Here is a 26,262-nt window from a genome sequence, read left to right on the forward strand (position 1 = left end):
GAGGACCGCCAGCTGAATCAATACCGAGTGAAGACGGGAAGAGCGACGGCCGATGACTGATGAACCGACAATCCGACGTGTGGCATTGATTCGTCATGCTGACTATCACCAGCAGATTGATACCCCGAGCGCGCTGCAGCCGTTTCCCTTGACCCGTCGCGGTGAGCGTCAGGCGCGAGAGGGAGCCGAGGAAGTGCTGACGCTGTGTCAGGCACATGGCTGGCAACCGGCCAGCACGGTACATGCCTCCAGCCTGTTGCGTGCCTGGCAGACGGCGCAGGTGATGAACGAGGTCATGGGAGACAGGACAGAGCGTGTGTTCTCGCTCCTGGCACATGATGCCCTGTGGGAGCGCAGTCTGGGCAGCGCCGCCAATCTGACCACGGCACAGATCGCCGAAGCGGTGCGTCATGACCCGCGCGTGGATTTCCTGCCGGCCGACTGGAAATCCAACAGCCACTTTCGCCTGCCGCTGCCGGGGGCTGAATCCCTGATGCAGGCCGGTCAGCGGGTGGCCGACTTCATTGCTTCGTTGCCGGCTCCCACATCAACCCCCACATCGGGCGCTACGCTGACGCTGATCGTCGGCCATGGCGCAGCGCTGCGGCATGCGGCGTATCTGCTGGGCGTGCTGGACTTCGACCAGATTGCCGGGCTGAGCATGCACCATGCGCGGCCGGTGGTCATCGCGGAAACTCCGTCAGGGTCATGGCGGCATGTGGCTGGCGAGTGGAAGGTGCGCCAGCGTCACGAGCCCGCGCAGGACTGAGTTGGCGGCCAGCCGGCGGGGTACTGAAGTGCAAAGAATGGGCGGAGTGCTGGAGAGCAGGGGGTGGGCGGAGTGATTTACAGCAGAGAAGCAGGCCTGCGCACCAGCGTGATGCAAGTCTGTCATCTTTCTGTGATCAAACGGTCATAAGCTTGTCGCCCTGTGCTCGCGAGCTAACCCACATTCCTCATCCCCGGATGGGCCCCAAGGGGCGGCAAGGCGCTTGCTTGCCACAAGCCGGTAGTTCAACGAGGCAAGCAGATGCCACAAGGAGATAGCCCAATGACCCTCAGTCCCCCCATGAGCGACGCCGTACCGCGTTACCGAGGCCCGACGCGTTATCTGAAGGCGCTGCCCAGTCACGCGGCTCAGTGGCCCGAGACACATCAGCACCTGCGCGCCGGTGACAAGGTGTCCCGCGCCGCTCGCAAGCTGGGCAGCAAGGACTGGCCACGCCGCGATGTCATCTTCATCTCCGATGCGCATGCCGACGCGGAAGCCTTCATCGCGTCTCTGGTGGCCAGTGGCGGTGTGCGCCTGACCTCACGGGACAACCTGGTGTTGACGGCGCGGGGCAAGCGCAGTGTCTTCGTCATCGGCGGTGACTGCCTCGACAAGGGCCCCAGCAATCTGGAGCTGCTGGAAGCCTTGCGCACCTTGATGCGCAGCGGGGCGCGTCTCAAGTTGCTGGCGGGCAATCATGACATGCGGCTGATGCTGGCGCTGATGCGGCTGAGTCATGATGATTCGGCGCGGACCGATCATCTGTTCGTGCGCATGGGCGCCAAGGGCCTGGCGCTGCTCAAGGAAGTCTTCGATCACTATCTGGCGGACAGACCGCGGGCGATGAAGAGCATTCCCTCGCGAAGTGAGTGCCGTCGACGCCTGTACCCGGGGCCGGACTGGGCGGAGCAGTTTCGCCTCTCGGCAAGCCATGTACTCAAGGGGGAGGCGCTGGAGAAGGAGATCACTCGCCTGAGTGCCAAGGCCGATGGCTTCGAGCATGCCTGTGTGAAACATGGCCTCTCGCTGCGCCAGACCTACGCCGCCGCACTCAAGGCCCACGAGCTGTTTCTCAAGCCCGGCGGACGCTTTGCCTGGTTCTTCGACGAGATGCGACTTGCCTATCGCAGTGGCGCCTTCCTGCATGTTCACGCAGGCGTGGATGATGCCTTCGCCAGACGACTCGGCCGCCAGAAGGTCTCGCAGATCAATCAGGAATTCCGGCGCATCCTGCGCGAAGACCCGTTCACCTTCTATTACGGTGAGCTGGCCAATGTACTGCGCACCAAATATCGCAAGAGCGACATGGTGCTGAGCGCCGCGGGCGTCAAGCGCCTGCACAAGGTCGGCATTCGTGCCGTGATGCATGGTCACGTCAATCATCAGGCGGGCCAGCAACTGGGCTGGCGTCACGGGCTTCTGCATATCGAGGGCGACGTCACCCTGGATCGCAATTCACGCCGCAAGGAAGGGCTGGATGGCGTGGGCATGGGGGCGACGCTGATAGAAGCCTGTGGACGCATCGTCGGCATCAGCAATGACCATCCCGAGGTCAAGGTCTACGCGCCCTGAAACACGCACAGGAGAGGCAGGTGAAAGACGACAAGCAGGACAAGTCGCTGTTCCGACATGAATCATTGCAATCCATCGATGGCGTTCAGGATATTCTCAAGGCCATCATCAAGGGGCTGGGCAAGGGGCTTTTGTCATTTCGCGATGAGGACGGCGAGATACGGCTGGCACCGCGCGGCCTGATGACCCTCAAGGTCACGGCGCGGCGAGAGGATGATCATCATCGCCTCGATATTCGCCTGTCATGGCATGCCAAGCCCGGCGCCAAGCGCAACAAGACGCTCAAGGTTCTTGATGAGTGAGGTCAGCGTGCGCTGGCATTGACCCAGATCAAGTCTCTGCCAGTCCGCGGCCCGTAGTGAGATGGCCGGCATGTCCGCGCTCGAGCCACTATGGTATATGTAGCATGCTGCATATTAGGTCGTGTCTTGCGACACGGCCGCTCCCCATGATCAGGACATGTCATTGATGCCTTCATCCCCTCAGCGCCTGTGCGGTGCCGATCATCGCTCGTCTCCATTGCACTCTTCCAGCCTTGCGGCAAAGCCTGCCGTCAGGCCCACAAGGCGCTGGCAGCAGTGGCTGGCGGCCGCCGCGCTTGCCTGTCTGCCGCTGGGCGCACAGGCCGCAGACGATGCGCTGGCCGCTGACAAGCCGCTCTCGGTGTCGGCCATTCAGGCCATCGAATCAGAGGTCGGCGCGCGAATCGGTGTCACCGTTCTGGATACCGCCGATGGCACCCGTTTCAGCTGGCGGGGGGATGAGCGCTTCCCCATGAGCAGCACCTTCAAGGTGCTGGCCTGCGGTCATCTTCTCTCCCGGGTGGACGAAGGCCAGGAATCGTTGTCACGCACTGTGGAGATTCGCCCGGGGGATCTCGTGACCTATTCCCCCATCACCGAGCATCACACCCAGGATGGCGGGCTGACGCTCGAGGCGTTGTGCCATGCCACCATCACGACCAGCGACAATACCGCGGGCAACCTGATTCTCGATGCTCTGGGCGGGCCTGCCGCACTGACGGCCTATTTGCGGCGTCTGGACGATGACAGCACGCGGCTGGACAGACGTGAAACGGCGCTCAATGAGGCCACTCCCGGTGATCCGCGCGATACCACCACGCCGCACGCGATGGCGGCCACCCTGCAGCGACTGCTGGTGGGGGATGCGCTGAGCGAGCCATCGCGCCTGGCCCTGCAGGGCTGGATGCTGGCCAACACCACCGGCGATGACAAGCTGCGGGCGGCCTTGCCCGATGACTGGCAGATCGCGGACAAGACCGGTGGTGGGGGATATGGCACCAACAATGACGTTGCCATCCTGTGGCCGCCGTTGCGTGCTCCGTTGATCGTGGCGGTCTATCTGACCGAAAGCGAGGCGGAACTGGCAGCGCGCAATGCCGCGATTGCCGATGTCGGGCGTCTGCTGGTCAAGCAAGTGCTGGAGGCTGAGGCGAGTCGCTGATGGTGGGGTGCTGGCATGGCGTGCGTGAAGTATGGGCAACTCAGCGTTGCCGTCATCACGGCCAACCTGCGCTTGTGGCGCCTGTTCGGTGCCCGCATTATGCTTGCACTGCATCGGCATTGACAGCACGGACCTAGCACGGACCTTCTCGCCATGTTAGTGCCTGCGTCTTGCCGAACCCGCCCTGTCTGCCTCCAGAGGAACTCCATGTCCACACTGTTTTCATCGCTGAAACTCGGCCCGCTCACGCTGGACAATCGCATCATCATCGCACCGATGTGTCAGTACTCCGCCGAGGAGGGCCGGATGCAGGCTTGGCATGATCAGCATCTTGGCAATCTCGCCCAGTCCGGGGCTGGGCTGTTGATCTTCGAGGCCAGCGCCGTTGCCCCGGAAGGGCGCATCACCCATGGCGATGTCGGACTCTACGATGAGGCTTGCCAGCAAGCCATGCAGGGAGTCGTCGAGCGTATCCGCCGCTATTCGCCGATGCCGCTGGCGGTGCAGATCGGTCATGCGGGGCGCAAGGCATCCTGCCAGAAGCCCTGGAAGGGCGGTGCTGCCATCGCGCCCGGCAACGAAAACGGGTGGCAGGTACTCGCGCCCAGCGCGATTCCCTTCAGCGAAGGCGGGCCGTTGCCCGTGGCGATGAGTGGCGAGCAGATCCGTCGCACCATCGCGGACTTCGTTGCGGCGGCGCAGCGCGCCGTCGACATCGGCCTGGATGGTATCGAGCTGCATGCGGCGCATGGTTATCTGCTGCACGAGTTCCTGTCGCCGCTCAGCAATCAGCGCGACGATGACTATGGTGGCTCGCTCGAGAACCGCATGCGTCTGACGCTTGAGGTCTTCGACGCCGTGCGGGCTGCGATCCCGGAGCATGTGATGCTGGGCATCCGGATCAGCGCCACGGACTGGGTCGAGGGCGGCTGGGACCTCGAGCAGAGCATCGAGCTTGCCAAGGCGCTGGACCGTCGTGGCTGCCACTATCTGCATGTCTCCAGTGGCGGGCTCAGCGCGCAGCAGCAGATTCCGGTAGCACCCAACTATCAGGTGCCGCACGCCGAGGCCCTGAAGGCGCAGGTGAAGATGCCGGTGATCGCCGTTGGCCTGATCACCGAGCCGCAGCAGGCCGAAGACCTGCTAGCGAACGAGCGTGCCGATGCTATCGCACTGGCGCGTGGCATCCTCTACGACCCGCGCTGGCCGTGGCACGCGGCCGCTGCGCTGGGTGACACCGTCAAGGCCGCGCCCCAGTACCTGCGTTGCCAGCCGCATGGTCTGAAGTCGCTGCTGGAAAATCAGCAGGATTGAGCCGTGTGAAGCGCCATTGAAGAGGTGAAAAGCCATTGAGGGCCGACGCCCGCGTTCACGAGCCCCTGCTCGCTGATCGCGGGCGTTTTCGTGTGCGCTGCTCATGGGCACTGCTTGTGTGGTGGGGAGCTTTCGGGGCAGGGGCCTTGCATGATCAGAGCGATGATCAAGGCCCGGTTAGGGCCAGCAAGGTGGGGATGAGCACACGATGGTTGGCACTAATTATACGACTGTGCAATAGTGTCGAAAAACCCGCCCTAATCCATCGGTCGCCAGCCGTGTCACAAGGAGAGCCAATGCCAAGCCAAGCCCCGATTCTGGGTGTCTATCTGAGTGAGTCCCTGGACCTGGACAGCGTCTACGGTGAAGCGCTGCGCCAGCGGGGCGACGATGTCGTACTGCGTCATCCGCATGAGATCGAGGACCCGAGCGAGGTGCGCTTCGCCATCTGCTGGCAGCCGGGGGAGGACGCCTTCACGCCGTACCCGAATCTCACGCTTGCCATGTCGATCGCGGCGGGGGTGGACGCCCTGCTGGGGCATCCGGGGCTCTCGGCCGAGGTTCAGGTCGCACGGGTGCGCGACCCGCATCAGGCGCATCTGATGGCCGGTTTCGCCGCTCATGAGGTACTACATCGCGAGCGCGAGTTTGCCGTCATGGCCGACAATGCCACGCGTGGCGAATGGCAGCCGCTGGCCATGCGCGCACCAGAGAAGGCACAGGTGGCCGTGCTGGGCCACGGCAGCATGGGGCGCGCCGTGGTCAGCTCGCTGGCGACTCTGGGGTTCTCGGTGACGGTCGCCTGTCGCAGCAAACCGGCCGCGCCGGTGCCGGGTGTGCGCTATCTGACCGGTGATGGCGCCGTCATGTCGGCGGCCGATAGTGCCGATTATCTGGTCAATATCCTGCCACTGACTCCGGTGACCGAGAACGTGCTGAACGCTGCCTTGTTCGCCCGGCTGCGCCGTGGTGCCTGGCTGGTGCAGATTGGCCGTGGTGAGCACCTGGTGGAAGCGGACCTCGAGTCAGCGCTCGACTCCGGACAGTTGGCGGGAGCAACGCTGGATGTCTTCCGCGAGGAGCCGTTGCCGCCCACTCATCGCTGGTGGCAGGACACGCGCCTGCGCATCACGCCGCACGTGGCCAGTGATTCGCTTCCCGAGGTGGTGGCCGAGCAGGTGGTGGCCACGGCACGTGAGCTGCGCAATGGCCTGCCGCTCACGCTGGGCGTGGATCGCCAGCGCGGCTATTGAGGCTCACAGCTATTGAAGCCACGTCGACTGAACCCCGAAGGTGGACGCTTCAAGGCTTCTCAAGGCTCAGCCGAGCCTTTCCCGACTCCAGACAGCGACATCTTGAACACAGGAGACAGCAACATGACGGCATCGACCATGAGTGACGCGGAGTGGCAAGCACGTCTGGACCTGGCGGCCTGCTATCGGTTGGCAGCGCACTATCGCATGACCGACCTGATCTACACCCACATCACGGCGCGGGTGCCGGATGAGGAAGGGCATTTTCTGATCAATCCCTATGGCTGGCGCTGGGAGGAGATCACGGCGTCCTCGCTGGTCAAGATCGACGTCAACGGCCAGAAGGTCGATGACAGCGCCGCGCGGGTCAATCCGGCCGGTTTCACCATTCACTCGGCGATCCATGCGGCAAGTCACTCAGCCAGCTGGATCATGCATACCCATACGCGTGCCGGCGTAGCGGTATCGAGCCTGGAGGAGGGACTTCTGCCCCTGAACCAGATTGCTCTGCAGTTCCATGGCCGCGTCTCCTACCACGATTACGAGGGTATCGCGCTGGATCTGGATGAGCGCGAGCGCATCGTGGCAAGCCTTGGCGACAATCCGGCGCTGATCCTGCGCAATCATGGCCTCCTGACCACCGGTGCCTCTGCCGCCGAGATGTTCAACAACATGTTCTATCTCGAGCGCAGCTGCGAGATCCAGGTCGCGACCCTGTCCATGGGCCAGCCGGTGCGCCGCCTGTCACCCGAGATCTGTGAGCATGTGGTCGGTCAGTACGACATGGCCATTCATGAGGAGGGTGATCTGGCACTGGAATGGGACGCTCATCTGCGACTGCTGGAGAGTCTTGGCTGTGATTATCGTTGTTGAGTATTGCCAATTTGCTGCGCGCATCAGTGACACACAACAGGAGTTGCTGACATGAGTCGCAAGGCATTTCAGCGGCTTTCCCAGGATCAGCGTCGTCGCGATCTGCTGGAGGCCACCCTGAGCTGTGTCGCGCAGCACGGTCTGGCTGGCGCCAGCGTGCGCCGCGTGGCGGAGGCAGCCGGGGTCTCGCCCGGCCTGATTCGCCACCATTTCGGCACCAAGGACGACATGGTGCGGGCCGCCTATGCCTACATGATGGGCCAGCTGACCTCCGATATCGCCGATGCCAGCCCAGCCAGCGATGACTCCCCGGCGTGTCGTCTGGCGCGCTTCATCGCGGCGAGTCTCACCCAGCCCAACCTGGCCGCCCACAAGATCTCCCTGTGGGCGACCTTCATCGGTCGGGTGCGCCACGATGCCAGCTATTCGGCGGTGCACCAGGAAACCTATCGCGAGTTTCTCGACCTGCTCGCACAGCTGGTCCAGCCGGTGCTGAGCGCCCACGCACTGCCCGCCACCGAGAGCGAATGTCAGGAGCAGGCGATCGCCCTCAATGGCTTGATCGATGGCCTGTGGCTGGAAGGTGGGCTGGAACACGGCCTCTATCCGGTCGAGCGGCTGCCCGCGATTGCCATGCGGGCGGCAGAGGGCATCCTGCGGCTGCCACAGGGCACCTTGCTTGAGCACGTCGCTATCACGACATCACCCCCACCTCACAGGAGTTGAGCATGCGCTACGCCACCATTACCGAACGACTGAGTGATCTGGGCGGTGACAAATGGGCCGTTCACAGCGCCGCCCGCCAACGTATCCAGGCCGGCGAGCCGATCATCGAGCTGACCATCGGAGAGCCGGATATCGCCACGCATCCGGCCCTGGTCGAGCACTGTGTCGAGGCGCTGCGCGCTGGTCGTACCCGCTATTCCGATGGCCGTGGTGAACCTGGGCTGGTCGCGGCACTGGCCGAGCGCTACGCCGCGCGCATGCCCGAGATCAGCGCAGACAACGTGCTGTGTTTCCCTGGCACGCAGACGGCACTGTTCGCGGTAATGCTGGCATTGGTGGAAGAGGGGGCCGGCGTGCTGACCGGCGACCCCTACTACGCCACCTATGAAGGCGTGATACGTGGAGCCGGCGGTAACCTGCAGCCGGTACCGCTGCGCATGGAGCATGGCTTCGTGTTGCAGCCACGGGATCTGGCCGCGGCCATCACGCCGCAGAGCCGTGTCTTGCTGCTTAATACCCCGCACAACCCGACAGGGGCGGTGATGGACCGTGCGACCCTCGAGCAGCTCGGTGAGCTGTGTCGCGAGCATGATCTGTGGATCGTCTGCGATGAAGTCTATGAAGCGCTGATCTTCACGGGGGAATTCGTCTCGCCGCTGGAAATCGAGGCTCTGCGTGAGCGCACCGTGGTGGTGTCCTCGATCTCCAAGAGTCACGCTGCCACCGGCTTCCGCAGTGGCTGGGCCATCGGTTCGGCGGAATTCTGTCGTCGATTGTTGCCTGTCTCGGAAACCATGCTGTTCGGTAACCAGCCTTTCATCGCCGACATGACCGAAGCCGCGCTACGCGGGGATTTCGATACTACCGAGCGTCTGCGCGATTCTCTCGGGCGCCGCGCGCGTCTGGTGCATGAGGCGCTGGCGGCCATCCCGCAGCTGTCCTCCAGTCTGCCACAGGGGGGCATGTTCCTGATGGTCGATGTCTCCCGCACCGGCCTTGACGGTGAGCAATTCGCCTGGCGGCTACTGGAACAGCAGCAGGTGGCGGTGATGCCCGGCAGTGTGTTCGGTGATTGCGGTACCCCCCTGGTGCGTGTCGCCCTGACCGTACCGGATGACACTCTGCTGGAAGCGGTGCAGCGCATGGCCATGCTGTGTGACCAGCTGGAAGCCGAGGTCGTGCCCTGAGATCGTGGTCTGGGATCATGGGTAGATCCGTCGCCTGAACGCAGAAACGCCGCCCTTGGGCGGCGTTTCTGCGTTCAACGGTGCTCATGCCGGGCCATCATTTCCAGCCCATCTGCCAGACGTCATCTGCCTTGAGCTCGCGCCAGGAGAGAGTGTAATCCTTGCGGGTCAGTACCGCTTGCAACACGACTTCGACCACATGCTCGTCCTGCTCATCACGAATCAGGCGGGTGACGATGAAATGTCGCTCACGCTCCCGGGGCGACACGGCGGTCCATTTGCTCTGCAACAGTTTCTCGGGGTTGATGCGATTCATGGCGGGCTCTTGGAAATGAAAAGTGATGAGAGACTCACGATGTCATGCGGCAGGCAGACTCTCATTGAGCAGTTGCCCTGATGCACTATCTCTGTGCTGTTGTTGTCATTGCGGCAATAGCAGGTAACCTCAAGGGGCGGGCCACCTAGATCATCCGGCAGCGAAACCAGCTTGCCGCCGTCACGCGCTGCCCATGCCACTGCCCGAGCGGCGTTGCTCGCGTTCCTGCAGGTAGCGGGCGGGCGTGGTGCCGAGCAGTTTCTTGAACATGCTGATGAAGGCGTTGACGGACTGATAGCCGACGTCTTCCGAGACGCGCTGCACGCTCATGCCCTCTGCCAGCAGGCGAATCGCCACCACCAGGTGCAGTTGCTGACGCCAGCGGCTGAAGCTCAGGCCGGTGTCACGCTGGATAAGCCGGGCGAGGGTGCGTTCGCTCATCGCCAGTTCGCTCGCCCACTCGGCCAGGGTGCGTCGGTCGTCCGGGGTCTTGATCAGAGCATCGCTGATGCGGGTCAGCCGCGGGTCTTCGGGCAAGGGTAGATGCAGACGTTCGCTTGGCATGCAGGACAGCTCTTCCAGCAGCACGCCGACCAGCCGCGAGGTCGGCCCCTGTTCAGGATACGGCTGGGGCAACTCCGCCAGGCGCAGCACCAGCTCACGCAGCAGGGGTGAGATCGACAGCGTGCAGCTGTGGCTTGGCATCTCGAGCGCACCGGGCTCGATGAACAGGTGGCAGACGCGGCCGCCACGGGTCAGATGATTGCTGTGCGGCAGGTTGCCGGGAATCCAGACCCCGCTGTGCGGCGGCACCATCCACAGACCTTCCGGTACGCGACTGGTCACCACGCCATGCAGGGCGATCACCAGCTGTCCCTTACGATGCTGGTGGATCGGCACCTCCATCACCTGCTGGCCGGTCTCGACATGCAGGGCGCTGGCCGGAATCTCGTAGATGTCCGGGTCGTGCTCGCAGACGCTGCTGGAGAAGGGCACCTGATCGGGGCCACGGGGGCTGACCCCGGGCGATGACGGCAGGACGGGTGTGGTCACTGACATGGCGGCTCGCAGATTGTCTGATTTCAGTGATCTGATGTCATGATGGCTCAATTCTGCAGTGGGCGAGGGGATTAAGCTAGCCTCACTCTGTATGCGGACTCACCTTTGGGTGTCGTCCCGCCATTACCCCGTTTCACGATCGCTGCGAGCGCCTCATGACTGAACTCTGCCACTCGTCTCCTGTCCGGCGACTGAGCCACCCGGCCGTATTGATCGCCGGTATCCTGTTGATCGCCATGAACCTGCGTGCGCCCTTCACCAGTATCGCGCCACTGCTGGAGCGCCTGCAGGCGGCGCTGGGCTTCAATGCCACGGCGGCTGGCCTGTTGATGATCCTGCCGCTGCTGGCCTTCGTCGTCGTCTCGCCCTGGGTGCCGCGCCTCGCCAGAGGTCTCGGGCTTGAACGCAGTCTCTTCCTCGCCTTGCTGACGATCGCCGCGGGCATCGCGCTGCGGGTGCAGGGCAGCATGCTGGCCCTCTATCTGGGTATCGGCCTGATCGGGGCAGGCATTGCCGTGGGCAATGTGCTGCTGCCCAGCCTGGTCAAACGCAGCTTTGCGCAGCATGTCGCGTTGCTCACTTCCTGCTATGTGCTGACCATGGGCATCATGGCCGCCATCGCCTCGGCGCTGATGGTGCCGTTGGCCCAGGGCAGCAGCGCTGGCTGGCAGTACGCGATGCTCATAGTGGTCGTTTTGCCATTGGTGACGATGGGGGTGTGGTGGCCGCAGTTGTCACGTCGCTCCCTGCCGGCGGCGGCGAAGGAAGCCGAGAAGGTAGCAGAGAAGGGGGCCGCGCGGCCGGTGCGTCAGGCAGCGGTGTGGCGCTCGCCACTGGCCTGGCAGGTGACGCTTTTCATGGGCATCAATTCGTTGCTGTTCTATACCGTCAACAGCTGGCTGCCGAGCATGCTGGCGGACAATGGCTTCTCGGCCGAGAAGGCGGGCTCGTTGCATGGTCTGCTCCAGCTGGCTTCGGCCTTGCCGGGATTGATTCTGGTGCCCCTGATGCCGCGCCTCAAGGATCAACGCCTGATCGCCTTCGCGACGCCCTGCATGTCGCTGGCGGGATTCATCGGGCTATGGCTGATGCCAAAGTGGGCACTGATGTGGGTGCTGTTGCTGGGCGCGGGCTCCGGGGCCAGCTTCATTCTCGCCTTGTCGTTCATGGGGCTGCGGGCGCGCGATGCCATGCAGTCGGCATCGCTGTCGAGCATGGCGCAGACGTTGGGCTATCTGCTCGCGGCCATGGGGCCGCCGCTGATCGGCGCGCTCTACGATATGCAGGGCAATTGGCAGCTGGCACTAATGGTCTGCGCCGTCCTCAGTGTGCTGATGGCAGGTGTCGGCTGGCTGGCGGGCAGAGACCGCCAGTTGCCTGAGGCGTCGCCATCTGAATAATGGAGCGCTGCCCCCAAGGGGCACTGGCATATCCCCCCATGACAAGGAAGTGAGAGATGGCGAATGCTTCATCGGCTAGCGAAGATCAACGGGCGTCTGACTCGCCAGGTGTTGCGCAGCACCCCGGACGTCGGCGCAAGCCGCCTTTGCGGGCAGCCATCCTGGGCCTGGCCAGTCTCGGCGGTATCTTCATGATCGCTCAGCCAGCCAATGCCGCGACGCTGTCACTGCGTGTGATCGAGACCACCGACATCCACGCCAACGTGATGGATTACGACTATTACAAGGACCGGCCCAGCGTGCGCATCGGCCTGGTCCGCGCGGCGAGTCTGATCAAGCAGGCGCGTGCCGAGGTAACCAACAGCGTGCTGCTGGACAATGGCGACCTCATCCAGGGTAGCCCGATGGGCGATTACATGGCGGCAGAAGGTCTCGAGGAGGGCGATGTCTTCCCGGCCTATAAGGTCATGAATCAGCTGGATTACGATGTCGGCAATATCGGCAATCATGAATTCAATTACGGGCTCGAGTATCTCGAACGGGCGCTGTCCGGCGCGCAGTTCCCCTATGTGAACGCCAACCTGCTGGACGCCACGACAGGCGAGCCGTACTTCACGCCCTACCAGATCACCACTCATGCCTTCACCGACAGTGAGGGCAACGCTCAGACATTGAAGATCGGCTATATCGGCTTCGCGCCGCCGCAGGTGATGACCTGGGACCGCAAGCATCTCCAGGGCCGCCTGACGGCCGAGGACATCACCGAGAGCGCCAGGCGCTGGGTGCCCGAGATGCGCCGGGCGGGCGCGGATGTGGTGATCGCCATCCCGCACTCCGGCATCTCGACTGACCCCTACCGGGTGATGGCCGAGAATTCGGTGTATTACCTCTCGCAGGTCGAGGGCATCGATGGCATCGCCTTCGGACATGCCCATGCCGTCTTCCCCAGCGAGGAATTCACCGAGGTGCCGGGTGCTGATATCACTAAAGGCACCCTCAATGGCGTGCCGGCGATGATGCCGGGGCACTGGGGCAGCCATGTAGGCGTGATGGATCTCGAACTGAGCAATGCCTCGGGCCAGTGGCGGGTCGTGAGCGGCCAGACAGAAGCCCGGCCGATTCAGGTGGGCGGCGAGGCACAGGTGGCGGAAGATGCCGAACTGGCGGCGCTGGTCGATCATGAGCACGATGCCACGCGCGAGTACGTCAATCGCAGCATTGGCCGCGCCAGTGCGGCGATGAAGAGCTATCTGGCGCTGGTGCAGGACGACCCGACGATCCAGATCGTCAATCGCGCCCAGGCCGATTACGTCAAACGCTTCGTCGAAGGCGACCCGGACCTGGAAGGCTTGCCGGTTCTCTCGGCGGCCGCGCCATTCAAGGTCGGCGGCCGTCACAATGACCCGACCCAGTTCACCGAGATGGAGGCGGGCGAGCTGAGCTTCCGCAATGCCGCCGATCTCTATCTCTATCCGAATACGCTGGTGGCGCTCAAGGTCACCGGCAGGGAAGTGCGGGAATGGCTCGAATGCAGCGCCGGCCAGTTCCATCGCATTGATCCGGCGCTCACCACGCCCCAGCCCTTGATCAACTGGGAAGGTTTCCGCAGCTACAACTTCGACGTGATCGACGGCGTGGACTACCGGGTGGATGTCACTCAGCCGGCGCGTTACGACGGCAATTGCACGCTGATCGACGCCGATGCCCACCGTATCCAGGGCCTCACCTACCAGGGCGAGCCGGTCAAAGACAACGATGTCTTCCTGCTTGCGACCAACAACTATCGCGCCTACGGCGATGACTTCCCCGGCACCGGAGAGTCGCATGTCGCCTTCGCGTCACCGGATGAAAATCGCAGCATTCTGGCCCAGTACATCTCGCGACAAACGCAGCAGCAGGGCGCGGTGGACCCCGCGGCGGATCACAACTGGCGGCTGGCCGCGATCGACACCGACACCCCGCTGGACATTCGCTTTACCACCGCCCCCGGCGAGGATACGCAGCAGTTCATTGATGCTCAGGCGGTCTACCCGATGACCCTGGTGGATCAGGACGAGATGGGCTTTGCCCGTTATCGCGTCGGGCTGGACCGGATGGAATAGCCGAGGCAGCGCATTGTCGAGCACGTAGTTACTGGGTCGAGCACGAAGTTACTGGCCTGGATTCCGGTAGGAAAAAACGCCAATCAACGATTGCTGACTGGCGTTTTTTTGTCGCCAGGCGCTACCCGCTATCTGTCTCATTATTCGCTTTTGCCTCAGGTTCTTTTGCGCAGTCCCATTGCGGGTCAGCGCCAGGGCGCGTGCAAGGCGATGCTCAGCAGTACGCGTTTGCCGCGCTCGATGCGGCTGACGCTGTGTTCGTGGAGGTCCGGTCGAAAGAGGATCACGCGATCAAAGAGATTGAAGATGGTGTCATCGGTCTCGAACACGCCACCTAGAGGAGGTTGCTTGAGGATGACATTGAGTTTGTAGTAGCTGCCGCTGCCCATCGGGTCGTTGTGGCGCATCACGCTGTGGCCTTCGGGGTAGGTCACTAGGTTGATGGTCAGACGGCGAAGATCGAGCAGACTGCGGTTGATGACACGGGCCATGGGCGTTTCCCTAGAATTTGATGGGGTCATTAAAGCGTATTTTGAGCAATCAATCAAAATTGTTCTTGAGTGATCGCTCAGTAATCCGTAAGGTGGTCCCACGTTCACGGCAACACCGCGATATAGCACTGTTTCGCCAGGCCGTGATTGAGTATTCATCAAGCGAAGAGGTCAGCAATGAGCCACGACAACGTGACAATGGAAGCCCTGGAAACCCGTTATGCGATGATCGAAGGTCACCGCATTGCCTATAAGGAAATGGGTGAAGGTCAGCCGCTGTTGTTGATCCACGGCATTCCGACCAACAAGCTGATGTGGCGTGATGTGATGCCGGAATTGGCCAGGCATTATCGTGTCATCGCCCCGGACATGCTCAACTATGGCGAGTCGGACATGCCGGTGGATGCTGACGTTTCCATCAATGCCCAGACACGCATCTTCATCAAGCTGATGGATTCACTGGGTGTGGCGAGTGCGGATGTCGTCTCGCATGATATCGGTGGGGGTATCGGTCAGCTGATGGCCGTCAATCATCCCGAGCGTGTTCGCCGTCAGGTACTGATCGACAGCGTATGCTTCGATTCCTGGCCGATTCCGGAGTTCAAGCAGCTGCTGGAGCCGGGCGTCGAGGAAGCGACCAGCGTCGAGGAATTCATCAGCACCATGCGCGGCTTCATGCCCAGTGGTGTGCATGATCCGGCCGTCGCGACCGAAGAGATGGTCGAGCGCTATGTGTCCCAGTGGAACAGCGAGCAAGGCAAGGCGGCTTTCTTCCGCAACATGCGTCGTCTCAACAAGGAATACACCCAGGCCATCGCCGGTGAGCTCAAGAATATCGAGATCAAGACTCTGGTGCTTTGGGGGGACAAGGACAACTTCCAGAAGCCGGATTACGCCCCGATGCTGGCAGATGCCATTCCGGGTGCCGAGCTGATCTGGGTGAAGGACGCCGGTCACTGGGTGACGGATGAAAAGCCGCAGGATACCGTGCACTATATCCTGGACTTCCTCGCCCGCTGAGGAGAAGCCCATCAGCCATCAGCGCAGTAAAAGCTCTCCCATGATGGTGAATGAGCCCTGAACGACAATGCCCGGTCATAAGACCGGGCATTGTCGTATCTGGCGGAAATCGCGCACGGGAAATCGCCTAATGATGCGCGATATTCCGCGCGCCCGGAGGGGGCTGTCGCTTGCGCTTGGCGGTGATCGTCAAGGCGTCTTCCTCGGTAAGGTCGTCGATGATCGTGTCGAGAGAGGCATTGCCTACCGGGGGCAGGGGCGCGTGATCACCCCGCGGGGCAAGCGTCGGCGCTGTCTGGAAGGCGAGGGGTCTTTCCAGTGCCATGATGCTGCCACTGCGCGTCGGGGTGCACTGCTCATTGACCAAGGTGAAACCGTGGCGCTGGTAGAGCGCCAATGCCGGGCTGTCGGAGAAGACTCTCAGGCGCAGCGCGCGCGGGCAGGGCTGAGCGCCCGGGGAGAGCTCGGAGGCGCGGTCTTTCATCAGCGACTGGCCGAACTCCTGTTGCGTTGCCAGCTGGATCAACCAGTTCAGGCAGGCGGAGCCGGCGCCACGGCCTTGCCAATGTGGCACCAGTTGCAGGTCGCGCAGATACAGGATATCCGGCAGGGCCTTGAGGCTGATGAAGCCGACCCATTCGCCATTGATACGTATCGCGTAGTTCTCGTTGTCCCGCCAGCGCTCGCTGAACAACTCCTCGTCCCAGCTCATGCCATGCCGTTTGTAGGTCGCGAGCATGTTGCCGCAGCACAGTCGCCGAGCCGCGGCGCTCAGATAGCTGCTGCAAGCCGAATCGCTGATAGGGGTAATGCTGAGATCATCCATGATCCTGTCGCTTATTGTTGAGGGTATGGGCACAGATGCGCGGACTGATGACCATTCGTCCAGAATAGCGGACCAGTCGGTTAGCGCATACTAATGTAGCTTGCCATCTATCATCGGATGTTGAGTTGCCGCTGACAAGTGAATGCCTGTCCAGTACTTGACCCGCACCTTTCAAGTGCCTCTCAAGCACCTCTCATGCGCCTGTCCAGCCTTGCCCAGTCTTAGAAGGTGAGTCGAGAGTTGTCAAATTGTAATAGTTATACTATAACATCGCGTTTCGTTCGTTGGCGCCAATTATGCGTCGGCCTCAACCTTCTTGCTCTTGCTCGGATACGCGATATCGATGGTCAAATTGCTTTCAGAGCTTCGGTGGCCATACCGAAACTCCCTTCATTTTCGCAGTCAGCTGGCCGTCGTCAGCGTCGCGATGAGCTTGCTCCTGGTTCAGCCCAGCCATGCGGATGATGCCACATCGACACAAGAGGCAGCGATTGACGCACGTCGTCTCGAGATTGTCGCGCCCTTCGATATCAAGGGGGCAGGCCCGCTCCTGAGTGGCATTCTTTTCCAGCGCATGCAGATCGTCGAGACACTGGTCGAGGTAGATGCCACGGGAGAATTGTTGCCTGGGCTGGCAGTGGACTGGGAGGTCTCGGACGACGGCCTGGAGTGGCGCTTCACGCTCCGCTCCGGCGTGCAGTTCCATGATGGCAGCCAGTTGAATGCCGAAGTCGCGCGCCAGAGCCTCGAGATCGCACGAGCCAAGCCGGGCATCATGATGTCGGTGCCGGTTGAGCGGATCGTCGCCCAAGATGCTCAGACGCTGCTGATCACCCTCAGCGAACCCTTCGCGGCATTGCCCGCCTACCTGGCTGACTATCGCCAGCAGATACTGGCACCGTCATCTTTCGACGAAACGGGTACCGCTCAAAAGGTGATCGGTACCGGTCCTTATCGCATGCTGCGCATGACGCCGCCCTTGAGTCTGGAAGTCACCGCATTCGAGGACTACTGGGGCCCGCAGCCCGAGGTGCGTCAGGCGCGTTATCAGGCGGTCAGCCGAGCCGAGGGCAGGGCATTGATCGCCGAGAGCGGAGATGCCGACTTCACCTACGGGCTGGATCCCGCCAGTCGCCAGCGACTCTCCAGCTCGCCACGTGTGACTCTGGCAGCGGCCGCGACACCCCGTACGATGATGTTGAAGGTCAACGCGAATCACCCGGCCTTCAAGAATCCTGATGTGAGACGAGCCGTGAGCCTGGCGATCGATCGTACTGCCATCGCACAGGTTGTGCTGCGCTACCCGCGCGGTGCTAGCCAGCTGTTCCCGCCGATGGTGGAAGGCTGGCATGACCCCGAGTTGCCTGAGTTGCATCAGGATGTCGACGAGGCGCGTGCACTGCTGGACGCCGCCGGTTGGGTCGTCGGTGAGGACGGTATCCGCCACAAGGATGGCCAGCGCCTCGCGATCAGCCTGATCTCCTTCTCGGACCGTCCGGAGCTACCGCTGGTCGCTACGGTGCTGGAACGCCAGTTCCATGCCATTGGCATCCAGACAAACCTCGATATCACAAGCTTCTCGGCCATTCCGGCGGGCCATCATGACGGCAGCCTCGACATGGCGTTGTACGCGCGCAATCTGGCCATGGTGCCGGACCCGATCGGTAACGTGCTGAGCGATTACGCGGGAACCCCTGAGGCCCCTGGTGGTGACTGGGGGGCGATGGGCTGGTTCGATGCAGACTTCACCGCAGAGCTTCAGCGTATGGCACGCGAGGGTTATGGGCCCACACCTGAAGGTGAGGACCCGCGGGCCTTGGCCAGCGGTGTGATTCAAGAGGCGCTGCCGGTGATCCCTATCGCCTGGTATTACCAGAACCTGGCGATCTCCAATCGACTGCAAAGCGCTCAGGTAGATCCCTGGGAGCGTAGTTTCGGCCTTTCAGAATTGCGGTGGGCACAATGAATATCCCCTCACGTCTGTTGCAGCTATTGATGGTAGTGCTGATGGTTGGTGGCGCCAGCTATCTGATGATGCAGAGCCTGCCCGGAGATGCCGCCTGGCGTATCGCGGCCGGCCGCTTTGGTTATGACGCGCTGGATGCGGCTGGCGCAGCCGCGGTCCGCGCCGAGCTGGGTCTCGATACACACGGATTCATGTACTTCCTGCACTGGCTGGGCGATATCCTGCGTCTTGACTTGGGCACGTCGTTGATTTCCGGGGAATCGGTGTGGGTAGAGATTCGTCACCAACTGGGCAACTCCCTGTCGCTCGCCGGCGCGGCGCTGGGTATCTCGCTGTTGATCGGCCCGCCGCTGGGCCTGCTTGCTGGTCTGCGTGCCGGTGGCTGGTTGGATAGAAGTCTGCTGGCCGTCTGCAGTTTGCTGCGCGCTACGCCGCAGTTCCTGATGGCGCTGGTGCTGATCCTGCTGATCTCAGTGGAAATGGGCCTGCTGCCGGCCGCCGGTCATGGTGAGCCGCAGCATTTCATTCTGCCGGCGATGACCTTGGCACTTGGCTTGGCTGCGGTCTCTGCACGCCTGGCACGTGATGCCATGGCCGCCGTCACCCAGACGGCCTTTCATGATTTCGCACGCTGGAAGGGCCTCAGCAATGCGCAGACCTTCTGGCGTCACGGCCTGCGCCATGTGGCCTTGCCGCTGGTGACCTACCTGGGACTGCAGTTCGTGACCCTGGTGGAAGGGGTGGTGGTGATCGAGAGCATCTTCGGCTGGCCGGGCATCGGCCATGCGCTGGTGCACGCCATCTTCTCGCGTGACGTACCGATGGTGCAGGGCACCGCACTGGTGCTGGGCGTCGGCTTTGTCTTGATCAATCTGCTGGTCGATCTGCTGGGTCGCCAACTTGACCCACGGGGTGTGAAATGAATCAGGTGGTGGAAGGACTTGCACCTCAGCGCGTGGACGCCGCGCGGCGTTCGCGTTTCAACTGGCCATTACGTCGAGTGATCGGCGCCCTGATGGTCGCCAGTCTGGTACTTCTGGCCTTGCTGGGCAATCTGGTGATACCGGGGGACCCGCTGGAGCAGCATCTCTATCGAGCACTGCAGGGCGCGGATGCCGTTGGTGTCTCTGATGCTGGTGAGGTGATCACCAGCGCGCCGCTGGGGTATGACCATCTCGGCCGCTCTTTGTATCACCGCCTGGTAGCAGCACTGGGACTTTCGCTCTCTATCGCTGCAGGGGCTGTGATTCTTGCAGCGTTCTCGGGCATCTCGCTGGGCCTGCTTGCGGCGGGGCGCGGTGGCTGGGTCGAACGTGTGTTCAGTTTGGTGGCTGACAGTCTATTGGCGCTACCGGGACTATTGCTGGTGCTGATGGTCAGCGTCATCCTGCCGTCGACGCCGCTGGCATTGTGGTTAGGTCTCTCGCTGGTGTTGTGGGTAGAGTTCTTCCGTCTGGCACGTGCCACTGGTCGCAGCGTGCTGGCGAGTCCCGGTGTCGAGGCCAGTCGTCTACTGGGCTTCGGAGCCTGGTACCGTTTCCGTCATCACCTGTGGCCGGAAATGGCGCCCGTGATGATGACGACGATGGCCTTTGGCATGGCCAATGCCCTGATGGCAATTGCTGCATTGGGTTTCGTGCACGTCGGCATTCCGGAGCCCACGCCAGAGCTGGGCACCATGATGGTCGAGCTGTTGCCGTACTGGCGTGAAGCGCCGTTCGCGCTGCTGACGCCGGTGCTGGTCACCTTCCTGCTGTTGCTGGGGCTGTTGCTGATGTCCGGCAGCAAGGCCAGAACGTCAACCGCCGCAGACACCCTCGAAGGAGCGCGCCCATGAATGTCGCGACAATGACCACGCCTGCCTCTCACACGCGGGATGGGGGAACGGCGGATGATGTGGTGCTGAGTGCCGAGGATGTGAGCGTGCGGGTCCAGGGCGCGCAGTCGGCGCTGCTGGCGCCTGTCTCGCTTGCGCTCAAGGCGGGCGAGCCGCTGGTGGTGATCGGTGAGACGGGGTCCGGCAAGAGTTTGCTGGCTCAGGCGCTGCTGGGCACGCTGCCCCCGGAGCTTGTGGCCTCCGGCAGCCTGTGGCTTGACGGCGAGCAATATCCTCTGCATACGCCAGAGAATCGTCGCCCGCTCTGGGGTCGCCGCCTGGCGGTATTGCCCCAGGAGCCATGGCTGGCGCTGGACCCGCTGATGAAGGCGATTCGTCAGGTCGGAGAGGCCTATCGACTGGTCGCGGGGCGTTCGGCGCAGGCCTCCCATACGGCCGCGCGTAGTGATCTGGAGCAGCTCGGCGTCGCCGCGGCCAGCGAGCAGCTGCCGGGCAAGCTGTCCGGCGGCATGGCGCAACGTGTGGCCTTTGCCGCCGCCCGCGCCGGCGGCGCGCCGCTGTTGATCGCCGATGAACCGACCAAGGGGCTGGACGCCGCCCGCGTCAGCGAGATCGGCGATCTGCTGCTCAAGTCATTGGCCGAGACTCCGCGTGCCGGCTTGATGGTCATCACTCATGACATGGCGTTGGCGCACCAGATCGGCGGCCGTTTGATAGTGGTACGCAAGGGGCAGGTGATCGAGCAGGGCGCAACGCGTGACGTGCTGGCCGCGCCGACACATGACTATACTCGACGCCTGGTGAATGCCGCGCCGCAGGCCTGGCCGGAAACCGCCTTCAAGCCGGCAGCCGACAGTGTGAGCGGTGATGGCAAGGCGGCAGGCAAGACCATCATCCACGCCGAGAATCTGACCATCGCGCGCGGGGCCACCACACTGCTGCGTGACGTGGAACTCAGCGTGAAGGGCGGTGAGATCATCGGCGTCCAGGGCGCTTCAGGCTGTGGCAAGTCATCGCTGGGCGATGCGCTGCTCGGCCTGTTGGCACCGCATTCAGGACGCGTGGTCCAGCATGCCGAACGCCTGGAGTATCAGAAGCTCTATCAGGACCCCGTGGCAACTTTCCCGCCACGCCGGACACTGGGACGCCTGTTGAAGGTTCTCAGCGCACGTCATCGTCTCGATGACAGCCAGCTGCCGCAGCTGATGGAGCAACTGAGCCTGGCGCCGGAATTGCTCTCACGTCTGCCGGGCCAGGTCTCGGGTGGCGAGCTGCAGCGTTTCGCACTGTTGCGTCTGATGCTGATCAAGCCGCGCTTCGTGTTCGCCGATGAGCCGACATCGCGCCTAGACCCGCTGGTCCAGCAGGAGGTCATCGCCTGCATGGTGAAGATGGTGCGCGAGCAGGGCACGGCGTTGGTACTGGTCAGTCATGATGCGGCGCTGCTGCGCAAGGTCGCGGATCGCGTGCTGGTAGTAGAGGAAGGGCGCTTGAAGGCGCGTCAGGAGACCTGATAGAAGACCTGATCGCTCCAGCAAGACGACGCTGGATATGACAACGCCCGTTCGAGACGCCCAAGAAGTCTCGGACGGGCGTTGTCGTTTGGTGTGCGCGGGGAGGGTCTGGCGTCGGGGCGCGAGTGCTGGCCGCTCATCGGCCATCAGGTCGATCGCTGACGGTTCAGCCGCCCAGCAGGGCGGGATTGGCTTGCCAGACGGACCAGGTCAGCGCACTGGCCAGCGTCACCCATGCCAGATAGGGCAGCATCAACAGCCCGGCCAGGCGACTGATACGCCAGAAGGTGATCAGGGTGACGGCGATCAGCGTCCACAGCACCAGCACGTCGATGAACGCCGCCTGACCGAGATGCCAGGCGAAGAACAGCCAGCTCCACAGGCCGTTGACGATCAGTTGCCCCACGAACAGCCCGAGCGCCAGACGATGGCGGCAACGGAAGCCATTGCTGGCATGCAGGCCATCGCGCGCGACACGCCAGGCGGCGAGCGCCATCATCACGAACAGCGCCGTCCACACCGGCCCGAAGGCGCCCGCCGGCGGGGCCCAGGGCGGTTGGGTGAGGCTTGCATAGAAGGTCTTGGCATCTACCGAGGCCAGCGCGCCGATGGCGGCAGTGAGGAAGCTCAGCCCGAACCACATCACCATCTGGGCGGTGGAGCGCGCAGCGGAGGGTGAGGAAGGCGTGGAACGTGGCGATGTCATCTGGCGGTCTCCTGTCTCGAAAAGCGTGATAGAGAAAGACACGATATCCCACGCTGCATCCTGATTCACCGTCCTGTTCTTCCTGAAAGGAGCCCCTGAACTGTTCCGCCAAGTGGTGCGGGCAAGTGGTTCAGGTCACTGGTTCAACTGAGAACGGCGGGGAATTCCTCAATCCGGTACCGGCCCATCGAAGACTTCCTTGCTGCGACCGGTCAGCGTCGTCCCCACCGAGGCGGCGATGACCAGACCGATGGCGAGCCACTGAAAGATGCCCAGCGCCTGACCGAGGAACAACAAGCCGGAGAGCGCCCCGATGGCGGGTTCCAGGCTCATCAGGGTGCCGAAGGTGTGGGTCGGCAGGCGCGGCAAGGCCACCATCTCGAGAGTGTAAGGCAGCGCGGTCGAGAGCACCGCGACGGCTAGTGCCAACGGCAGGATATCCACGGAAAACATGGCGCTACCGGCCTCCATCAGGCCGACGGGTGCGACGACCAGCGCCGCGATCGTGATGCCCAGTGCCGCGCTCTGGGTGCCATTGCCTGCGCCAGCCTTCTGGCCGAACAAAATATACAGTGCCCAGCAGATGCCAGCGCCGAGGGCGAAGGCGGCGCCGACGGGGTCGATCGGCGCGGCGGTGTCCTCACCCAGCAACAGCAGCAATACCAGCCCGGTGATCGCCAGCGCCACCCAGCCAAGGTCGATCCAGCGGCGCGAGCTCAGCAGCGCCACGGCCAGCGGGCCGGTGAATTCCAGTGCCACGGCGATGCCCAGCGGTACCGTCTTGAGGGCCTGGTAGAACAGCAGATTCATCACGCCCAGCGCCACGCCGTAGATGGTGATGGACTTCCAGGCCTTGCGCGTCACCGGCTTGCGCCACGGGCGCAGTATGGCCAGCAGCAGAATCGAAGCGATGATCAGACGAATCGACGTCGCGCCCGCCGCGCCGATCATTGGGAACAGGGAAGTGGCCAGCGAAGCACCGCTCTGGATCGAGCACATGGCGACCAGCAGCATGGCGACGGGCCACAGACGAGAAGAGGAGGCGGCGACGGCAACGGACATGGGGGCTCCTTGAGCGATCCAGTGGGTGACGGGCATGGTCAGTCAAGAACACATGCGGCATGATTCAGGGCTATTGAGGTAGCAAGGAAAGGGAGCTTGAGGCCAGTTGGACATCGGCTTCCCTTATCGTCAGCGAGATTGTACGGATGCGCACTATATTGCACAACAGGAAAGATCGACCCGATGTTCTGGTCCATGTCGCGGCCAATGTTCGCCGTCTGCGCCTGGCCGCCGAGCTGAGTCAGCAGGCACTCGCGGACCAGGCCGAGATCAGTCGCCGCATGCTGGTGAACATCGAGAAGGGCGACGTCAATGTCAGCCTGGGCACGCTCGACAAGCTCGCCGAGGCGCTTGGGGTGCTCTTCTACGCGCTGGTGCAGCCCCCGGAAAGCGAAGACTCGGCACGCATCAATGAGCTGGCGTGGGTCGGGCAGGCGCCAGAAAGCCGCGCGGTGCTGCTGGCCAGCAAACCGGCGACCCAGGAAGTCGAGTTATGGGACTGGACCCTCGCCCCCGGCGAGCACTATGACTCCGCGCCCGATGATGCCGGCTGGCACGAGATGTTGGTGGTCACGCAGGGCGAGCTGACCCTCACGCTGGAACGTGAGGAAATCGTCATTCACGCCGGGGATTTCCATGTCTATCCCAGTGATCAGGCCTACCGCTACCACAATACGGGCACCGGGATGCTGCGCTTCATTCGCAATGTGCTGCACTGATGATGATTGTGGTTCAAGGTCTTCAAGTGGCTAGCACGAACTCAATCCCGCATGGCCTGTCCCACTGTCATGACGTTTCATTTCAAGGAGTCATGCATGGCGAAGGTACGTATCACGCAACAGGGCACGATCCATTGTTTTCCGGCAGGCTTGAAGGATGAGGATGGCAAGCTGGTGAACGCCGAGATTTCTGCCGTGGCCTATGACGGTGAGCGACTGCTGATGGCGAGTGACAAGCCGATTCCGGGGGAGGGGCGTTCAGCCGTCTTCTCCTTGCCACTGGATTCTCGCGGACCGGATGACAGCCAGCTTGAGTATCTGACCACGCCGTTGATCCGTCAGGCGGTCAAATATGAAGACTTCGCGCTGACCACCGATGGCCGTCACGTGTTGGCGACTACGGGTTTTGATCGTATCGACAGCGAGAGCCATGTCCTGAATGCCTACAACCACCTGTTGATCTGGCCGCTGGGCGAGCCGGACAAGGTGCAGGTGGTTGACCCGGACCCGCGTGACGGAGTCGAGGGCTCACTGGAGTTTCGTCAGAAGCTGGGCACGGCCATCGGCCACCCGTATTACAAGATAGAAGGTCTGGCGGTCGTGCCGAGTGACAAGGGCGATGGGCTGATCCTGTTCGGGGTGCGCGAACAAGGCAACTCGCATGATGACTTCGCGTACGTGCGACGCGTCATCGGGGCGCGCTATGCGATGACCGACAGCGACAATATCGAGTTCATCGAGGACCTTCACGACGTCTATGCTTTTGACCCCGCCGAGTATGAGGGCGTGAATCACGAGTGTGGTCTTTCGAGCCTGGAATATGATCCCTATCACGCACGTCTCTATCTAGTGACCAGCTTCGAGACCGAGCAGGGCAGTGAGGAGGTGATCGGGGGCTATCTGTGGGTGCTGTCGCTGGCCGACTTTCATGCGGGCAGGCCTCCGACGCTGGTGACCCATGAGGATGGTCGCGTGCTGGAGTTCGAGCACAAGGCGGAAGGCCTTGCGGTACTGGATCGCGAACGGCTGTTCGTTGTCTATGACAATGATCGCAACCATGAGCTGGGTAGCGTGGATGAACGCGATGAGCGCCACTCCTGTGAAGCGCCCTATACGATGCTGGCACTGGTCTGACGGCAACTCGTCGGATCAGGCATCTTTTCACGCCGTGGGGAAACAGTCTCACGGCTCTTGCGTAGAAATGGGAAGCCGTCTGACTTCGCGATGGCCTCCCTGATCATCTCTTTTGCGCCCCTGTTATCGCCTGCATGATCACAAGATTTTGCTTGTTCAATTTCATGCTGAATCAGCATCTACCTGCCGGGATTGGTGACGACAAAGCCCCGACATGCCTATGCATGTCGGGGCTTTTCATGATCGCACCTTCCCTGTGTCAATGCGCGTTGTCACACGACATCGAGTGGTGAATCCATGTTATTGAAGGCTTGAGATTACATGGCCTTGTAGAACAGGTAATCGGCCTGGTACATCACGATTTCGACCTTGTCCTTGAGAGCTTCATCGCAGGCCATGTCAGGTGCGGCACCGCCCTGCGTATTGAGGCGCTGAACATAGGTGACGCCCTGCATATGCCCTTCACCTTCGGCCGGATTGGCCTCGACCAGCTGCAGCGGGATGTTGCCCTTGCCGTTGGGCTCTACCGCCAACTGTGTGCCGGTGATCTTGGAGCCATCCATGGATTCCCAGGTGGCGGGCGGACCATAGTATTTGCCGACCTGCTTGCCATCGGCATCATTCAGCGCGGCATCCGGCCCCTTGAAGACCCAGCCCATGGTGCCATCGTCCTTGGCTTCGCAGGCCCATTTGATCTTGCCGACACCGACGGTTTCCATGGCGACTTCATTGCCTTCTGGCACCGTGACGCTCTCGGGAACCTCCATGGCCTGAGCCAGCGGGCTCAATGCGAGGGCAGCGAAAATACCAGAGATACAGGCGATTGTTTTCATCTTGACGACTCCGTAGACAGATAAGGTTCAGCTAGCGGTTGCAGGTGTGTCGTTGTCTCCCTTGCACTGTTCATAACGCTGGCTTTCTCGTCTGGATGTCACGGGATCACATTTTT

At 62.4% G+C, this 26,262-nt stretch carries 25 protein-coding genes; 18 read left to right on the top strand and 7 right to left on the bottom strand.

The window, feature by feature from the left end:
- Positions 1-52 precede the first annotated feature (52 nt).
- From AC5WNJ_RS07335 to AC5WNJ_RS07375, 9 genes are all read left to right on the top strand, one after another.
- Entirely contained in the window at positions 53-769 is a 717-nt protein-coding gene (locus AC5WNJ_RS07335) for a histidine phosphatase family protein (protein ID WP_495930874.1), read from the top strand.
- Between the two features lie 282 nt (positions 770-1,051).
- On the top strand, positions 1,052-2,344 hold the full coding sequence (locus AC5WNJ_RS07340) for a metallophosphoesterase (protein WP_495930875.1): 1,293 nt from the start codon (positions 1,052-1,054) through the stop codon (positions 2,342-2,344).
- A 20-nt stretch (positions 2,345-2,364) separates the two neighbouring features.
- Positions 2,365-2,646 carry an amphi-Trp domain-containing protein gene (locus tag AC5WNJ_RS07345; protein WP_054555998.1) on the top strand — a complete coding sequence of 94 codons (282 nt, stop codon included), beginning with the start codon at positions 2,365-2,367 and terminating at the stop codon, positions 2,644-2,646.
- Positions 2,647-2,812: 166 nt separating this feature from the next.
- Entirely contained in the window at positions 2,813-3,808 is a 996-nt protein-coding gene (gene bla / locus AC5WNJ_RS07350) for a class A beta-lactamase (RefSeq protein WP_495930876.1), read from the top strand.
- A gap of 207 nt (positions 3,809-4,015) precedes the next feature.
- Entirely contained in the window at positions 4,016-5,122 is a 1,107-nt protein-coding gene (locus AC5WNJ_RS07355; protein WP_495930877.1) for an NADH:flavin oxidoreductase/NADH oxidase, read from the top strand.
- A gap of 296 nt (positions 5,123-5,418) precedes the next feature.
- Positions 5,419-6,375, top strand: a complete 957-nt coding sequence (locus AC5WNJ_RS07360; protein WP_495930878.1) for an NAD(P)-dependent oxidoreductase — start codon at positions 5,419-5,421, stop codon at positions 6,373-6,375.
- 123 nt (positions 6,376-6,498) lie between these two features.
- Positions 6,499-7,248 (top strand): class II aldolase/adducin family protein, encoded by a 750-nt coding sequence (locus tag AC5WNJ_RS07365; RefSeq protein ID WP_495930879.1) that lies wholly within the window; start codon positions 6,499-6,501, stop codon positions 7,246-7,248.
- Between the two features lie 51 nt (positions 7,249-7,299).
- A complete protein-coding gene (locus tag AC5WNJ_RS07370) occupies positions 7,300-7,974 on the top strand; it encodes a TetR/AcrR family transcriptional regulator (RefSeq protein WP_495930880.1) in 675 nt (224 codons plus the stop codon).
- A 2-nt stretch (positions 7,975-7,976) separates the two neighbouring features.
- On the top strand, positions 7,977-9,161 hold the full coding sequence (locus AC5WNJ_RS07375; RefSeq protein WP_495930881.1) for a pyridoxal phosphate-dependent aminotransferase: 1,185 nt from the start codon (positions 7,977-7,979) through the stop codon (positions 9,159-9,161).
- 97 nt (positions 9,162-9,258) lie between these two features.
- Here AC5WNJ_RS07375 and AC5WNJ_RS07380 read toward each other — a convergent pair whose 3' ends face one another.
- Together AC5WNJ_RS07380 and AC5WNJ_RS07385 are read right to left on the bottom strand one after the other, a co-directional pair.
- Entirely contained in the window at positions 9,259-9,477 is a 219-nt protein-coding gene (locus AC5WNJ_RS07380; protein ID WP_495930882.1) for a TIGR02450 family Trp-rich protein, read from the bottom strand.
- 180 nt (positions 9,478-9,657) lie between these two features.
- Positions 9,658-10,536 (bottom strand): helix-turn-helix domain-containing protein, encoded by an 879-nt coding sequence (locus AC5WNJ_RS07385; RefSeq protein ID WP_495930883.1) that lies wholly within the window; start codon positions 10,534-10,536, stop codon positions 9,658-9,660.
- A gap of 155 nt (positions 10,537-10,691) precedes the next feature.
- Here AC5WNJ_RS07385 and AC5WNJ_RS07390 point away from each other — a divergent pair, with 155 nt between their 5' ends.
- Complete coding sequence (locus AC5WNJ_RS07390) at positions 10,692-11,936, top strand: MFS transporter (RefSeq protein WP_495930884.1); 1,245 nt, start codon at positions 10,692-10,694, stop codon at positions 11,934-11,936.
- 56 nt (positions 11,937-11,992) lie between these two features.
- Positions 11,993-14,038: a bifunctional 2',3'-cyclic-nucleotide 2'-phosphodiesterase/3'-nucleotidase gene (locus AC5WNJ_RS07395; protein ID WP_495930885.1), complete on the top strand. Its 2,046-nt coding sequence runs from the start codon at positions 11,993-11,995 to the stop codon at positions 14,036-14,038.
- 185 nt (positions 14,039-14,223) lie between these two features.
- On the opposite strand, the gene AC5WNJ_RS07400 is transcribed toward AC5WNJ_RS07395, so the two are convergent.
- Positions 14,224-14,529 carry a hypothetical protein gene (locus AC5WNJ_RS07400; RefSeq protein WP_495930886.1) on the bottom strand — a complete coding sequence of 102 codons (306 nt, stop codon included), beginning with the start codon at positions 14,527-14,529 and terminating at the stop codon, positions 14,224-14,226.
- A gap of 177 nt (positions 14,530-14,706) precedes the next feature.
- On the opposite strand from AC5WNJ_RS07400, the gene AC5WNJ_RS07405 reads away from it, so the two are divergent.
- A complete protein-coding gene (locus AC5WNJ_RS07405; protein ID WP_495930887.1) occupies positions 14,707-15,549 on the top strand; it encodes an alpha/beta fold hydrolase in 843 nt (280 codons plus the stop codon).
- Positions 15,550-15,676: 127 nt separating this feature from the next.
- Here the strand turns inward: AC5WNJ_RS07405 and AC5WNJ_RS07410 are convergent, their stop codons facing one another.
- The gene (locus AC5WNJ_RS07410) at positions 15,677-16,375 is read right to left on the bottom strand and encodes a GNAT family N-acetyltransferase (protein ID WP_495930888.1); all 699 of its coding nucleotides are present in this window, start codon (positions 16,373-16,375) and stop codon (positions 15,677-15,679) included.
- A 427-nt stretch (positions 16,376-16,802) separates the two neighbouring features.
- Here AC5WNJ_RS07410 and AC5WNJ_RS07415 point away from each other — a divergent pair, with 427 nt between their 5' ends.
- Genes AC5WNJ_RS07415 through AC5WNJ_RS07430 form a run of 4 tightly spaced genes read left to right on the top strand, consistent with a single transcriptional unit; the run spans position 16,803 to position 21,692 of the window.
- A complete protein-coding gene (locus tag AC5WNJ_RS07415) occupies positions 16,803-18,341 on the top strand; it encodes an ABC transporter substrate-binding protein (RefSeq protein WP_495930889.1) in 1,539 nt (512 codons plus the stop codon).
- Positions 18,338-19,264, top strand: coding sequence for an ABC transporter permease (locus AC5WNJ_RS07420; protein WP_495930890.1), 927 nt, complete (start codon positions 18,338-18,340; stop codon positions 19,262-19,264). The genes AC5WNJ_RS07415 and AC5WNJ_RS07420 overlap by 4 nt, the downstream gene beginning before the upstream one ends.
- Positions 19,261-20,178, top strand: a complete 918-nt coding sequence (locus AC5WNJ_RS07425) for an ABC transporter permease (RefSeq protein WP_495930891.1) — start codon at positions 19,261-19,263, stop codon at positions 20,176-20,178. The genes AC5WNJ_RS07420 and AC5WNJ_RS07425 overlap by 4 nt, the downstream gene beginning before the upstream one ends.
- Positions 20,175-21,692: an ABC transporter ATP-binding protein gene (locus AC5WNJ_RS07430; RefSeq protein WP_495930892.1), complete on the top strand. Its 1,518-nt coding sequence runs from the start codon at positions 20,175-20,177 to the stop codon at positions 21,690-21,692. The genes AC5WNJ_RS07425 and AC5WNJ_RS07430 overlap by 4 nt, the downstream gene beginning before the upstream one ends.
- Before the next feature lie 166 nt (positions 21,693-21,858).
- Here the strand turns inward: AC5WNJ_RS07430 and AC5WNJ_RS07435 are convergent, their stop codons facing one another.
- On the bottom strand, positions 21,859-22,398 hold the full coding sequence (locus tag AC5WNJ_RS07435) for a TspO/MBR family protein (protein WP_495930893.1): 540 nt from the start codon (positions 22,396-22,398) through the stop codon (positions 21,859-21,861).
- Between the two features lie 168 nt (positions 22,399-22,566).
- Complete coding sequence (gene rhtA, locus AC5WNJ_RS07440) at positions 22,567-23,460, bottom strand: threonine/homoserine exporter RhtA (RefSeq protein WP_495930894.1); 894 nt, start codon at positions 23,458-23,460, stop codon at positions 22,567-22,569.
- A 146-nt stretch (positions 23,461-23,606) separates the two neighbouring features.
- On the opposite strand from rhtA, the gene AC5WNJ_RS07445 reads away from it, so the two are divergent.
- Together AC5WNJ_RS07445 and AC5WNJ_RS07450 are read left to right on the top strand one after the other, a co-directional pair.
- Positions 23,607-24,179 (top strand): helix-turn-helix domain-containing protein, encoded by a 573-nt coding sequence (locus tag AC5WNJ_RS07445; protein ID WP_495930895.1) that lies wholly within the window; start codon positions 23,607-23,609, stop codon positions 24,177-24,179.
- A gap of 96 nt (positions 24,180-24,275) precedes the next feature.
- Positions 24,276-25,313, top strand: a complete 1,038-nt coding sequence (locus tag AC5WNJ_RS07450) for a hypothetical protein (RefSeq protein ID WP_495930896.1) — start codon at positions 24,276-24,278, stop codon at positions 25,311-25,313.
- A 317-nt stretch (positions 25,314-25,630) separates the two neighbouring features.
- Here AC5WNJ_RS07450 and AC5WNJ_RS07455 read toward each other — a convergent pair whose 3' ends face one another.
- Positions 25,631-26,146 (bottom strand): DUF3455 domain-containing protein, encoded by a 516-nt coding sequence (locus AC5WNJ_RS07455; protein WP_495930897.1) that lies wholly within the window; start codon positions 26,144-26,146, stop codon positions 25,631-25,633.
- Between the last annotated feature and the right edge of the window lie 116 nt (positions 26,147-26,262).

It is taken from the genome of Cobetia sp. PDI-23MA (assembly GCF_059507735.1).